Annotated in this window: 15 protein-coding genes; 13 read left to right on the top strand and 2 right to left on the bottom strand. The window is 60.6% G+C overall.

Features of this window, described 5'->3' with window-relative positions; all coding sequences use genetic code 11:
• Position 1 precedes the first annotated feature (1 nt).
• The 13 genes from accC (at position 2) to FH08_RS0120355 (ending at position 11,045) form a co-directional block, all read left to right on the top strand.
• Positions 2–1,351, top strand: a complete 1,350-nt coding sequence (gene accC / locus FH08_RS0120295) for an acetyl-CoA carboxylase biotin carboxylase subunit (protein ID WP_031360102.1) — start codon at positions 2–4, stop codon at positions 1,349–1,351.
• Positions 1,348–2,115, top strand: a complete 768-nt coding sequence (gene pxpB, locus FH08_RS0120300; protein ID WP_268810831.1) for a 5-oxoprolinase subunit PxpB — start codon at positions 1,348–1,350, stop codon at positions 2,113–2,115. The genes accC and pxpB overlap by 4 nt, the downstream gene beginning before the upstream one ends.
• Positions 2,112–3,116, top strand: coding sequence for a biotin-dependent carboxyltransferase family protein (locus tag FH08_RS0120305; protein ID WP_031360104.1), 1,005 nt, complete (start codon positions 2,112–2,114; stop codon positions 3,114–3,116). Before pxpB ends, FH08_RS0120305 begins: the two co-directional genes overlap by 4 nt.
• A 4-nt stretch (positions 3,117–3,120) precedes the next feature.
• Positions 3,121–3,543 (top strand): acetyl-CoA carboxylase biotin carboxyl carrier protein, encoded by a 423-nt coding sequence (locus FH08_RS49550; protein ID WP_051888385.1) that lies wholly within the window; start codon positions 3,121–3,123, stop codon positions 3,541–3,543.
• Positions 3,544–3,556: 13 nt separating this feature from the next.
• A complete protein-coding gene (locus tag FH08_RS0120315) occupies positions 3,557–4,324 on the top strand; it encodes a LamB/YcsF family protein (RefSeq protein WP_031360106.1) in 768 nt (255 codons plus the stop codon).
• 37 nt (positions 4,325–4,361) lie between these two features.
• On the top strand, positions 4,362–5,102 hold the full coding sequence (locus FH08_RS0120320; protein ID WP_031360107.1) for an SDR family oxidoreductase: 741 nt from the start codon (positions 4,362–4,364) through the stop codon (positions 5,100–5,102).
• 84 nt (positions 5,103–5,186) lie between these two features.
• The gene (locus FH08_RS0120325; RefSeq protein WP_031360108.1) at positions 5,187–6,185 is read left to right on the top strand and encodes a 2-hydroxyacid dehydrogenase; all 999 of its coding nucleotides are present in this window, start codon (positions 5,187–5,189) and stop codon (positions 6,183–6,185) included.
• Between the two features lie 291 nt (positions 6,186–6,476).
• On the top strand, positions 6,477–7,178 hold the full coding sequence (locus FH08_RS0120330) for an amino acid ABC transporter permease (RefSeq protein ID WP_031360109.1): 702 nt from the start codon (positions 6,477–6,479) through the stop codon (positions 7,176–7,178).
• A gap of 2 nt (positions 7,179–7,180) precedes the next feature.
• The gene (locus tag FH08_RS0120335; RefSeq protein WP_051888386.1) at positions 7,181–7,942 is read left to right on the top strand and encodes an amino acid ABC transporter permease; all 762 of its coding nucleotides are present in this window, start codon (positions 7,181–7,183) and stop codon (positions 7,940–7,942) included.
• 26 nt (positions 7,943–7,968) lie between these two features.
• Entirely contained in the window at positions 7,969–8,697 is a 729-nt protein-coding gene (locus FH08_RS0120340) for an amino acid ABC transporter ATP-binding protein (protein ID WP_031360111.1), read from the top strand.
• Positions 8,698–8,759: 62 nt separating this feature from the next.
• Entirely contained in the window at positions 8,760–9,608 is an 849-nt protein-coding gene (locus FH08_RS0120345; RefSeq protein WP_031360112.1) for a transporter substrate-binding domain-containing protein, read from the top strand.
• A 112-nt stretch (positions 9,609–9,720) separates the two neighbouring features.
• Positions 9,721–10,275: a gluconokinase gene (locus tag FH08_RS0120350; protein ID WP_235210425.1), complete on the top strand. Its 555-nt coding sequence runs from the start codon at positions 9,721–9,723 to the stop codon at positions 10,273–10,275.
• Between the two features lie 5 nt (positions 10,276–10,280).
• Positions 10,281–11,045 (top strand): glucose 1-dehydrogenase, encoded by a 765-nt coding sequence (locus FH08_RS0120355; RefSeq protein WP_031360114.1) that lies wholly within the window; start codon positions 10,281–10,283, stop codon positions 11,043–11,045.
• Between the two features lie 85 nt (positions 11,046–11,130).
• On the opposite strand, the gene FH08_RS0120360 is transcribed toward FH08_RS0120355, so the two are convergent.
• The gene (locus tag FH08_RS0120360; protein ID WP_031360115.1) at positions 11,131–11,805 is read right to left on the bottom strand and encodes an RraA family protein; all 675 of its coding nucleotides are present in this window, start codon (positions 11,803–11,805) and stop codon (positions 11,131–11,133) included.
• A 42-nt stretch (positions 11,806–11,847) separates the two neighbouring features.
• A complete protein-coding gene (locus tag FH08_RS0120365) occupies positions 11,848–13,056 on the bottom strand; it encodes an aspartate transaminase (RefSeq protein WP_031360116.1) in 1,209 nt (402 codons plus the stop codon).
• Positions 13,057–13,236 lie beyond the last annotated feature (180 nt).

Raw genomic sequence — 13,236 nt, forward strand, 5'->3', positions numbered from 1 at the left:
CATGTTCAACAAGGTCTTGATCGCGAATCGCGGAGAAATCGCGCTGCGTATCCAGCGTGCTTGCCGCGAACTGGGGCTGGAAACAGTCGCCGTTTACTCAGAAGCCGATGCGGACGCCCGCCATGTACGTCTCGCTGACCAGGCAATCTGCATCGGTCCGGCCGCACCCGGGCAAAGCTATTTGAAGGGCGCGGCGATCCTGTTCGCCGCGCATGTCAGCGGCGCCGAAGCCGTGCATCCGGGCTACGGATTTTTATCGGAGAACGCGGACTTCGCCGACCAGGTCGAGGCCGCGGGCATGACGTTCATCGGCCCGGAACCGCGCTCCATTCGCATCATGGGCGACAAGGTAGCCGCCAAGCGTGCGATGCGCGCAGCGGGCGTGCCTTGCGTTCCCGGCCCCGAAGGCGGCTTGCCAGAGGATCCTCAGGGCATCCTGAGGGCAGCTGCCGAGATCGGTTATCCGGTGATCGTGAAAGCGGCCGGCGGCGGAGGAGGCCGCGGCATGCGCGTCGTGCCTGACGCAGCACAATTGCTCGATGCTGTCGCCGTGACGCGCGAGGAAGCCCGCCGCGCATTTGGGAAACCCGAGCTCTATGTCGAAAAATTCCTCGAGCATCCGCGCCATGTCGAGATCCAGGTTCTATGCGATACCCACGGCAACGCGCTCTGGCTCGGATCACGCGATTGCTCGATGCAGCGCCGACATCAGAAGGTGCTGGAAGAGGCGCCTGCGCCCGGCATCGATGCAGACCTCATCCGTCAGGTGGGTGAGCGCTGCGTGGAAGCGTGCAGGCAGAACGGGTACCGGGGAGTAGGGACGTTCGAATTTCTCTACGAGAACGGTGAGTTCTATTTCATCGAAATGAACACACGTTTGCAGGTCGAGCATCCGGTGACCGAGATGACGTCGGGTATCGACGTAGTCCGCGAGCAGATTCGCGTCGCACAAGGTCACGTGCTTTCGATCACTCAGGCGGATATCCTCACCAACGGTCACTCGCTCGAATGCCGTATCAATGCGGAAGATCCGTCGACGTTCATGCCTTGCCCGGGTCGCATCTCGCATTGGGAACTACCAGGTGGCAACGGCGTGCGCGTGGATTCGCACATGAACGCGGGTCTCACGGTGCCGCCGTATTACGACTCACTGATCGCAAAGGTCGTGACCCATGGCGCGAGTCGAGCCGAAGCGCTCGCGCGCATGCGCATCGCGCTGTCGGAGATGCGCATAGAAGGCATTCGAACGAATGTGCCGCTGCATCGGGCAATACTCGACGATAACGACTTCTGCGCGGGCGGCGTCGATATTCACCATCTGGAACGCTGGCTGGCAAGGAGAACGAATTGAGCCCGATTCTCGAGCGCGTGCTCGACGCAACGACTACGGGCGCCATGACATCCAAGCGTCCCCAACAAAATGTGCAAGGGAATGCGCACTTGGCGACCCCGAGCGACTCCGATCAAAAACCGCGGATCAGCCTGCTTGGGACGAGCGCGATGCTGTTCGAAGCGCCCGGCGAACTCGATCTGCAGACGCAGCGCCGCATCTGGGCGCTCGGTCAACGTGCCGCAACGTGGGAGGGTATTCGCGAAGCCGTTCCCGGCATGTCGAACCTCATGCTCACATTCGACCGGCCGCCGCGCCAGCCTGGCTCGCTCGTTGCCGCTCTGCACGACGCCTGGGAAGCGGCGGAAGAGCTGTCGCTCGAAGGCAAGACCGTCGTGCTGCCCGTTCAATACGGTGGGAATTTCGGCCCGCATTTGAGCGACGTGGTCGCGCACACAGGCCTCTCGGTGGATGAGATTGTCGCGCTGCACAGCGAACCGCTTTACACGGTTTATGCCCTCGGCAGTCACCCGGGATATTGTTATCTCGGCGGCATGGACCCGCGCATCGCCGCGCCGCGCCGCAAGGTGCCGGTGCTCGGATTGCCGGGCGGCGCGGTATCCATAGGCGGAGTCCAGACCGGTGTCTCGGCGTCAGCGGGACCGAGCGGCTGGAACACGATCGGTCACACGGACATGTCGTTCTTTGACCCGACCCGGACAGACCCCGCCATGTTCGCGCCCGGCGACATGATCCGCTTCAGTGTCGAAAGGATTGTCCGATGATCGAGGTACTTTCCAACGCCGCTCTGGCGACGATTCAGGATCAGGGCCGACAAGGCTATCTGCGATACGGCGTGGGCACGTCGGGCGCGATGGACCGCGTAGCGCTTGCCATTGGCAACCTGATGCTGGGCAATCCCGACGATGCCGCCGGCATCGAGATCCCGCTATTCCCGTTTCGCGTTCGCTTCACGCAAGACACCGCGTTCGCGTTGACAGGAGCTGACTGCTCGGCGCGTCTTGGCGAGCGCCCGGTCTTGCCGTGGTGGACCCTGCAGGCGAAGAAGGACGATGTGCTGACCATTGGCGTTCCCGCAAGTGGAGCGCGGTGTTATCTGCTGCTCAAGGGGGGCGTGGACGTGCCGGTCGTGCTCGGGTCGCGCAGCACGCAACTGCGAGGCGAGTTCGGTGGTTTCCTCGGGCGGCAGCTCAAAAAAGGCGATGTCGTTCAGGCAGCGGATGTTGAATTGGCGCAGAGCGAGACAGTCAACGAGGTAGCCGGCTTCGGCGTGACGCCACCTTCATGGACGCTTGGCGAGCTTGAAACAAGTCCGCTGACCGACCCCGCCGACACCGTTGTGCGCGTGTTGCCGGCCGGTGAATACGAGGCTTACGAGCAGGACTCCATCGAAGCGTTCTGGCGGGAAAGCTGGAAGGTCACGCCGCAAAGCGATCGTTATGGATATCGCCTTGGCGGGCCGGTGCTGGTTTCAAAACGTCCCGAGGAGATGCGCTCGCACGGCATTGTGCCGGGTGTGATCCAGGTGCCGCCCAGTGGCCAGCCGATCATCCAGTTGCGAGACGCGCAGCCCTCGGGCGGTTACCCGAAGATCGGCACGGTCATCGAAGCGGATCTTTGGCGGCTGGCGCAGGCGCGCATCGGCTCGAAGCTGCGCTTCGTGCAGACCAGCTACGAAGCGGGCGTCGACGCGCTGGATGATCTCGACCGCTATATGACGAAGCTGCGTAACCTCGTCGGGCTCCATCGGGGCACAAGGCCGTAGCGCGATGACACAGAAAAAAGAATTGCAGATAAGCGAGCTTCGGCAGATCACCGGATGGCTCGAAACGGCGGGCATCGGGTTTATCGAAATCGGCGGGAAAGGGACCTTGGTCCGGCTGACGCTTGAGGGCGGTGGTGCGACTGGTCCACAGCCCGTGCGGTCCGCGCCGACCCTGCAGGAGACGCGGGTCCTGGCCACGTCCCCGGGGGTCTTGATGACCTGCCATCCGATGCGATCAACGCCTATTGTCGAACCGGGTGCAGCGGTCCGGCAGGGCGATGTGCTGGGCCTGCTGCGCGTTGCGCAGCTTTGCCTTCCGGTGATCTCGCCTTCAGACGGTGTCGTCGTGAAGTGGCTGGTCGAGGCGGGCGCGACGGTCGGGTACGGGACCGCGCTGATGACCCTCGCGCCGGCCGGCAATCTTTAAACGGAGTGACACCATGGAAATCGATCTGAACGCGGACCTGGGCGAAGGCTTCGGCCCGTACCGGATGGGCGAAGACGAGGCAATGATGGAGATCGTCTCGTCGGCCAACGTGGCGTGCGGCTATCACGCAGGCGATCCGGTGATCATGGACCGGACGGTGCGCATGACACTGGGACGCGACATTGACCTTGGCGCGCATGTCGGCTTTCCCGATCTCATGGGCTTCGGACGCCGGCCCATTCAAGCTGATCCGCTTGAACTCGCCAAGTACGTGCTGTACCAGATGGGCGCGCTCGCGGGCATTGCAAAAGCTGCGGGAGCGCATCTCACGCACATGAGTTTTCATGGCGCGCTCGGCAACATGGCCGCGGCATCGTACGAACTTGCCGAGCCGCTTGTGCGCGCGGTGGCCGATTTCGATGATCGCATTATCGTCAGTGTATCGACGAACACGCAGATCGAGCGTGCCGCCGACAAAATCGGCTTGCGGGTCGCTAACACCTTTCTCGCCGATCGCGCCTACGACAACGAAGGCAACCTCGTCTCGCGCAAGCTCGACGGCGCCGTGATCAAGGACCGGGCAGCCGTGCTTGCCCGCGTGACGCAGTTGCTCGAGGACGGCACGGTCACGACCATCACCGGCCAGCGATTGAAGATCGTCGCGCAGTCGATCCTGCTTCACGGCGACACGCCCGGAGCAGTCGAACTCGCGCGCACGGTGCGGGGCGCGATCGAATCGGGTGGCGGGCGCATCGTGCCGGTATCGCGGCTCATCAAGTGAGCGCCATTTTTTTGTGAATCAAGAACAGGGGTAATTCATGCCGTTTTCAGACTACAAGATCGCTTTAGTAACCGGCGCTTCAACCGGAATGGGCGCCGCGATTGTCGAGCGCTTCTGCCGCGAAGGGCTCGAAGTGCACGCGCTCGCGCGCAATGCCGAGCGGCTGAACGAACTGGCAGAGCGCACCGGATGTATCCCGCACGCCATCGATGTCTCCGATCTCGACGCCGTGACCAAACTCACGGAGCAAGTACCGTTCGATATTGTCGTGAACAACGCGGGCGTATCGCGCAAAGGCTCGATCCTCGATGCCAGCGTCGACGACATCGACGTGCAGGTTGAAGTGAATCTTCAGGCGGTCATGCACATTGTCAGGTTGACCATGCCCGGCATGGTGGCGCGCGACCGCGGCCATATTGTGAACATCACTTCGATCGCAGCCATTTATAACTTCGGCGGCAACTCGATCTATCACGCGACCAAGGCGGGTGTTCACGCGTTGTCGCGCCAATTGCGCGTCGATGCAACCGGCAAGCGCGTGCGCGTGACCGAGATCTGCCCGGGCCGAGTGGCCACCGATATCTTCGGGCACGTGCACGGTGATATCGAGGCGGCACGCAAGCAATACATTGATGGATTCGAACTGCCTTTGCCCTCGGATATTGCCGACGCCATCGCGTTCGCGATTGCTGCCCCGCTCGCGGTCAACATCAGCAACATGGAAATCTTGCCGACCTTGCAGGTGCCGGGCGGGCTGACCACGATCAAGCGCGACTAAACCGCTCGCACGCACGCGCCACCAAGGCCGTTCGTGCTTGCCCGCTCGTTCGTACTTCTCATCGAATCATCTGGAGATCACCCTATGCGCTCTTCCGTTCTTGTCACGCGGGCATCGTTTCCCGACATCGTGGAAAAGCTCAATGAACATTTCGACGTGACCGATAATCCGTCGGACACGCTATGGACCCAGCCGGAACTGATCGCCCATCTGCAACGCAAGCGCGGCGCGGTGACGGCCGGTAGTGACCGGATTGATGCGACGCTGCTCGATGCGTGTCCGGAACTGAAGGCCGTGTGCAACATCGGCGTGGGCTATAACAACGTCGATGTCGACGCGTGCACCGCGCGCGGCGTGCTCGTCACCAACACGCCGGACGTGCTGACGCAGACCACGGCCGATTTCGGCTTCGCCCTCATGATGGCCGCGGCTCGCCGCATCACCGAGTCCGAGCATTTCCTGCGAGCCGGCGAGTGGGTCACGACCGGCCGCTTCGATATGTTCGTGGGCGGCGATGTGTACGGCGCCAAGCTCGGCATCCTGGGCATGGGCCGCATTGGGCAGGAGATCGCGAAACGCGCGTCACGCGGATTCGACATGGACGTGATCTATCACAACCGGACGCCGCTGGCGGCCGCGACAGAGGCCGAGTGCGGCGCGCGTTATGTCGAGAAGGAAGCGCTGCTTCGCGAGTCCGACCATCTGATTCTGGTCGTGCCTTATTCCGCCAGTTCGCATCACGCAATCGGCCGGGCGGAGCTCAAGCAAATGAAATCATCAGCGACGCTGACGAACATCGCGCGAGGCGGCGTAGTCGATGACCTCGCGCTCGCCGAAGCACTGAGGGAGGGCAGCATTGCCGCCGCCGCGCTCGATGTCTTCGAGGGCGAACCTCAGGTCAATCCCGCGTTGCTCGCCTGCAAGAACGTGGTACTGACACCGCACATTGGCAGCGCGTCGATCAGGACGCGTCGTGCCATGGCATCGCTTTGCGTCGATAACCTGATCGCCGCATTGAACAACGGTCAGGTGCTCACCCCGGTTAACCCGCAGGTTCTGACACAGGTGTCCGCACCGGCTTGAACGGTGCTCGCGAGTGCTCGATACCCACGCTCGACCGGGCATCGAATGCGCTTCAGGGAAGATTGAAAAACCGGCCCGCGTCCTTTGCTGGCCTGGCTCCGGCGCATTCTCGCCGGGACCATTCGCGAAACTTATCGTCCCAGAAGAAAGGCGTCTGCATGGTCAATTTTTTGCGAGCTAGTATGAATTCATGGCGAACGTCGACAAGATCTTCCGGCAGTCAAAGCGGGATGTCGTCGACCCACCCGGGCACCGGCATAAGGGTGCTCTGAACTCTTCGGAACGCGTGACATGAAACTTCATTTCGACCTGGCGACGGTACTGCAAGGCGACTACGGCGCATTGTTCCTGCACGGTGTCGAACTGACGCTCGCGATGGCCGGGCTGGCATGGTGCCTGTCGCTGGTCGTAGGCATTCTGCTGACCATGATCCGCCTCACGAACCGCCGGCCGTGCACGATGTTCGTGTCCACCTTCGTGGCTTATCACCGGAACGTGCCCACGCTCGTGCAGATCCTGTTCTGGTACTTCGGGATCTCGACCCTGCTGCCGATGCCCCTGCAAGACTGGCTGAACCAGTACAACGGCCAGTTCATCTTCGCGGTCATCGCGATCGGGCTGTGCAGTGGCGCTTATCTGTCGGAAGACATCCGCAGCGGGTTGCGAGCCATTTCCTACGGTCAGTACGAAGCATCGCGAGCACTGGGATTGAACTTCATCAAGGGCATGCGTTACGTGATCCTTCCCCAAGCGTTGCGCAACTCGATTCCGCCGATGGTGAACCACGCTGTCGTGCTGTTCAAGAACACCAGCCTGGCGATGGCGATCGGCGCAGCCGAACTCACCTACGTCACGCGCAAGGTCGAGAACGAGACGTTCCTGTCGTTCGAGTCCTATCTGGTTGCGACCGTGCTCTATCTCGCCTTGTCACTCGTCATCATGCTGGCTGGCGCCAGGATCGCAGCGCACTACCGCATTCCGGGAGTCAAGTGATCATGTTCGACGTCTTGCGCGACAACTGGACCTTGCTGCTGATCGGGCAGTATCCGCATGGTCCTATCGGCGGCATCGTTGTGACCATCCTGCTGTCCGTATCGGCACTGGTCATTGCGATTCCGTTAGGTATCCTCGTTGCACTAGCTCGTATCAGCCACTTCAAGGTATTGCGCGCACCGGCGACCGGACTTGTCTACGCGGTTCGCGGCGTGCCGCTGCTGATGGTCATCTTCTGGGTCTATTTTCTTGTCCCGGTACTGACGGGTTACCCCGTGACCGGATTCGTGACCATGCTGTGCGCCCTCGTGATCTACGACTCGGCTTACCTCGGCGAGATCATTCGCGCAGGTATCGAGGCACTGCCGAAGGGGCAGACCGAGGCGTCCAGAGCATTGGGCATGAGCTACCTGAAGACCATGCGCGCGGTGATCCTGCCGCAGGCGCTCTATAACGTAGTCCCGAGCATGGTCACGCAGTTTGTCTCGACGATCAAGGAGACGTCGCTGGGATACATCATCAATGTCCAGGAGCTCTCCTTCGCGGCCGACCAGATCAACAACCGGCTTCTCACCAAGCCGTTTCCCGTCTACCTCATTCTCGCGTTGAGCTACTTCGTTCTTTGCTACGCGCTGACACAGCTGGCTCATTACCTTGAGAGACGCGTGACGCGCAAGCGGGCAGGGAAGGGCAACAAGACAGGCAACAAGACGCGTCCCGGCGCCGAGCAACCGCTCCTTGAAGCCGCCGTGAGCGAGCAATGACCGCTTAACCGTTCGAAGGATCCGACATGATCAAATTTTCCGGCGTGAACAAGTGGTATGGCGAATATCACGCGCTCGTGGATGTCAACGCCGAGGTACGCAAGGGCGAGGTTGTGGTGGTGTGCGGGCCATCCGGTTCGGGCAAATCCACGTTGATTCGCACGGTCAATCGTCTTGAAGAAATCGATGGCGGGAATATCTCGTTCGACGATCAGGATATCCACGAGAGGAAAGTGAGTCTGAATGCATTCCGCAGCAAGGTCGGGTTCGTGTTTCAGCAATTCAACCTGTTCCCGCATCTTTCCGTGCTCGACAACATCACGCTCTCGCCCATGCGCGTACGCGGCATGAAGCGCGCCGTAGCCGAGCGCAAGGCGGCAGACCTGTTGTCGCGCGTAGGACTGGGCAACAAGGCGCAGGCGTTCCCGGGTCAGTTGTCGGGCGGGCAGCAGCAACGCGTGGCCATTGCACGCGCGCTTGCAATGGACCCACCGGCCATGCTCTTCGACGAGCCCACCAGTGCACTCGATCCCGAGATGGTGGGCGAAGTGCTCAACGTCATGAAGAGCCTCGCGCAGGACGGCATGACGATGATGTGCGTGACCCATGAAATGGGTTTCGCTCGCGAGGTGGCGGATCGCGTGTGGTTCATGGATGCGGGAAAGATCATTGAGACCGCTGAGCCGGAAGCGTTCTTTTTGCATCCGCAGCATGAACGGGCTCAGCGGTTCTTGTCGGATTTGCGCACCCACTAATGCGTTCGTATTGTTTTTAAAGCCAGGTCGTTCTCAATTCAATCAAGGTCAGGAGTTTTTCGATGCGTTCAAAAGCAGGATTAGCGGGCATGCTGGCGCTGACGGGGTGGGTCGCGTGCGTCGCGCCTGCTCAGGCGGATCAGTTGTCCGATATCAAGGCACACGGGACCTTGAGTTGCGGAGTGTATTCAAACGTAGAGCCGTTTTCGTATCCGAACGCGCAGACGCGTCAGCTCGAAGGCATGGATGTGGATATCTGCACGGCCATTGCGAAGCAGCTCGGCGTTAAGGTGAGTCTCGAGCCGCTTGCAGTTGAAGCGCGCATTCCGCAACTGAAACTCGGTCGCGTGGACATAGTGGTGGCGAACCTTGCCTACACCAAGACCCGTGCCACGCAGGTGTCCTTCAGCGACGCTTACTATTCGACCAAGGAAGTGCTGATCGTCAAGAAGGCCGATGCCGGGAAAAAGCTCGCCGATTTCTCAGGGCAAAAAATCAGCGCGGCTGACGGCTCGACCTCAGCGCAATCCATCCCGCTCTCCATCAAGGACGGCCAGGCCGTGACGTTCCACGACACCAGTTCGGCGTTCCTCGCGTTGCAGCAAGGAAAGGTGAAGGGCTTCGTGACCAACCAGATGACCGCAATCAAGATTTCGAAACAGGTTGAGGGATCAGATAACGCTGTCGCGATTGCTGCCGAGCCCATGTTGATCGAACCGATCGCCGTTGGCTTGCGCCAGAACGAACCGGCCATGCTCGGCGCCGTGAACAAAGCCCTGATGTCGCTTGAGACGAGCGGCGAGATGAGCGCGATTTTCAACAAGTGGCTTGGTCCGAAGACGCCTTACGGTCTCTCGCGTACCGACAAGGTGACGCCGATCGATCAGCTCAAGTTCACGCCGGTGTCCTGAGCGCGCCATGCCATGAGCGCATCGGCGGATACGCGTTTCGCGTTTCTGCCGATGCGCTGACTGCCTTATCGTTTGAACCGCGAAAAAATCGCTTAGTGTGTGTGGACCATAGGTGAACCATAAAATTGTTGTGATGGGCGTATCGGGCTCGGGAAAATCGACGCTCGGAGAGGCCCTTGCGCGCTTGCTCCATGCACGTTTCGTCGAAGGAGACGAGTATCATCTGGCGAGCAGCCGCGAGAAAATGCGCAACGGCGTTGGACTCGGCGATGCCGACCGCGAACCCTGGCTCGAACTGCTGGCGAGCATAATGGCCGACGAGACGGATTCGGTCGTGCTGTCCTGTTCCGCTTTGAAGCGAAGCTACCGCGAGACGCTGCGGCGGCACGTTGAGAACATCAAGTTCGTCTTTCTCGATGTCGCTCCAGGCATTGCGATGCAACGCGTGATCGCCCGGACAGCACATGAATTTCCGGCCTCGTTGGTGGCCCACCAGTTCGAGGCGCTTGAGTCGCCTGAGGGGGAGCCAAACGTTCTGGCTGTGCACGCATCGGACGCGACGGACCTGCAACTCGGCCAGATATCGGCATGGCTCGACGCTCGCAGCCAAGGTGAAAACGCCGGAGCTTGCACTCAGGAACATACGAATAATCAGGAGATATTTTGAATCAGATGCTCAAGATGTTTGATTTGACCGGTAAGCGCGCGCTTGTCACGGGGTCGAGTGGCGGGATCGGCTTTGCACTCGCGCGCGGACTTGCGGGCGCCGGTGCGCAGGTTATCCTGAACGGCCGCAATGAGGCGCGCCTTGCAGAAGCGGCGGCGCATCTGCGCGATGAAGGTTTGACCGTCAACGCAATGAGTTTCGACGTGACGTCCCCGTCGGCGGTAACGGCTGCGATCGAAAAGATTGAACGTGAGGACGGGCCCATCGACATTCTTGTCAATAACGCCGGGATGCAGCGTCGCGCGCCTCTGGACCAGTTTTCGCACGAGCAATGGCAAGAGTTGATGAAGACGAACGTGGACAGCGTGTTCCTGGTCGGGCAGGCGGTCGCGCGTTTCATGATCACGCGTGGCGCCGGCAAGATCGTCAATATCTGCTCGGTTCAAAGCGAGCTCGGACGCCCCGACATTGCTGCCTACACCGCGACGAAAGGCGCTGTGAAAATGTTGACCAAGGGCATGGCGATCGACTGGGGCAAGCACGGCATCCAGGTGAACGGGCTCGGACCGGGTTACTTCAAGACCGAGTTGACCGAAGCGCTCGTGAAAAACGAAACCTTTAGCGCATGGCTTATCGGACGCACACCGTCGCGGCGTTGGGGCGATGTTGAAGACCTGGTGGGCGCGGCAATATTCCTCACGAGTTCAGCCTCGAACTTCGTCAATGGACACATTCTTTATGTCGATGGCGGCGTGACGGCAACGCTTTAAATAAATCCACTTTGCTGACGAAAACAAAAAGCGCGTTGTGGTCACAACGCGCTTTTTGGGTTTTCTTTTCAAGCTGCGGATCGCCTTAGTTGTTACAGCGCGCCTCGAGTGCATCGATAAACGATCGGTCCCACTTACCCTCTCTCATGGCCTGCATGGTGCGTGCTTCAGCCTCCAGCACTGCACGGGCTTTCTCGATCACGGTTGCTGCATCGTCTTGAGGAATCGCCAGTGCACCGTCCTGATCGCCGACCACGATATCGCCGGGATTCACCACCATGCCGCCTACACTAACCGTCACATTGATCTCGCCCGGACCGTCCTTATAAGGGCCGCGGTGCGTAACGCCGCGCGCATAGACCGGAAAATCGCGGCTGCGGATTTCGGCTACATCGCGGATCGCGCCGTCGATCACAATGCCGGCCACGCCAATGCTCGCAGCATAGAACGTGAGAATGCCGCCGATGACCGCGTTGTTGAGGTCGCCGCCCGCGTCAATGACGAGCACGTCGCCCGGGCGGCAAAACTCGAGAGCGCGCAAATACGTGAGGTTGTCTCCGCCGCGGGAGCGCACGGTGACGGCCGTTCCGGCCATCGTAGCGGCGACCGGACGATGGTAGGGCGACAGGCCTGTCGTGCCCATGTTGCGATGCATGTTGTCGCTCAATGCCGACACGGGAATGTCGTGCAATGACGCGATGATCGCGGCATCGGCCTGGTTGGCGGAGGGATTCTTGCGGATAGCTTTATAAGCGGACATTGTGATATCGGTGAAAGCGGTTGAATGGTTCCGGGACGTCGCTTAGCGCAGTGCCTTCACTGCGGCAGCGATGCGGCGGCATCCTTCTTCGAGGACGTCGAGCGACGTCGCGATCGATAAGCGGAAGTAGGGTGACAGGCCGTAGGCCACACCCGCAACGACAGCCACGCCGGCACTGTCGAGCAGATACATCACGACGTCGGTGTCGTTGGCAATAAGCTTGCCTTCAGGCGTGCTCTTGCCCAGCAACACCTCACAGTTGATGTAGAGATAGAACGCGCCGTCGGGCTGACGGCAGCTCAAGCCGGGAATCGCGTTGATCATTTCCAGCGTCACGTCGCGGCGCTTTTTATAGATCGCGGTGCTTTCCGTCACGAAGCTTTGATCGCCGTTCAGCGCGGCCGTCGCAGCAGCCTGACTGATCGAGCAGCAGTTACCGGAGGACTGGGACAGCAGCGTGTCGAGTGCGACTATAAGGTCCCGCGGGCCTGCCACATACCCAATCCGCCAGCCTGTCATGGCATACGTCTTCGACACGCCGTTGATCGCGAGCGTCCGGTCGCGCAGTTCCGGTGCGGCCTGCAGGAAGTGGGGTGTGCTTTGGCCGTCGTAGCGCAGGTGCTCGTAGATGTCGTCCGTCATGACGAGTACATGAGGATGGGCGGCCAGTACATCAGCCAATGCGCGGTACTCAGCAAGCGTATAGCTCGCCCCGGTCGGATTGCTCGGTGAGTTGATCAACAGCCAGCGCGTGCGCGGCGTGATCGCGGCCTCGAGTTGCGAAGGGGTGATCTTGAAACCGTTTTCTTCGGGGCATGCAACGGTCACCGGGGTCCCGTCACAGGCGAGCACCATGTCAGGGTACGAAACCCAGTAGGGAGCCGGCACGATGACTTCATCGGCCGGTTCGAGCGTGATGGAGAACGCGCTATAGATCGCACTTTTCGCGCCGTTCGTGACAATGATTTCGTTCGGCGCGTAGGCCAGTCCGTTTTCACGCGCCAGCTTCGCCACGATAGCCTCGCGAAGTTCAAGCGTGCCGGCCATCAGCGTGTAACGGGTGGCGCCACGCTCCATGGCGGCAGCGGCGGCCTCGCGAATATGTTTCGGGGTATCGAAATCGGGTTCACCGACCACCAGATTGACAATGGACTTGCCCTGGCGACGCAACTCGTTGGCGCGGTCTGCCGCGGAAGTGCTCGGCGACGGCTTGATGCGCCGCACTCGAGCGGCGATTCGGGAAGTGCTCACGGAATTCCTTGCATCGGCTGTGGGATTACCCATAACAGTAAAAGCGAAGGAAACATTAAGCCAAGACGGTTTCGGTCTCGCACGAGAAGAAACGCTTATGGCATGGATCAATCATCCGCCGCACGCGACTGACTGAACCCCGATGCACACAATGAGCGGGATTCCCGATGGGTTCTTGAA

It is taken from the genome of Caballeronia sordidicola, assembly GCF_000729995.1.
Classification (GTDB): domain Bacteria; phylum Pseudomonadota; class Gammaproteobacteria; order Burkholderiales; family Burkholderiaceae; genus Caballeronia; species Caballeronia sordidicola_A.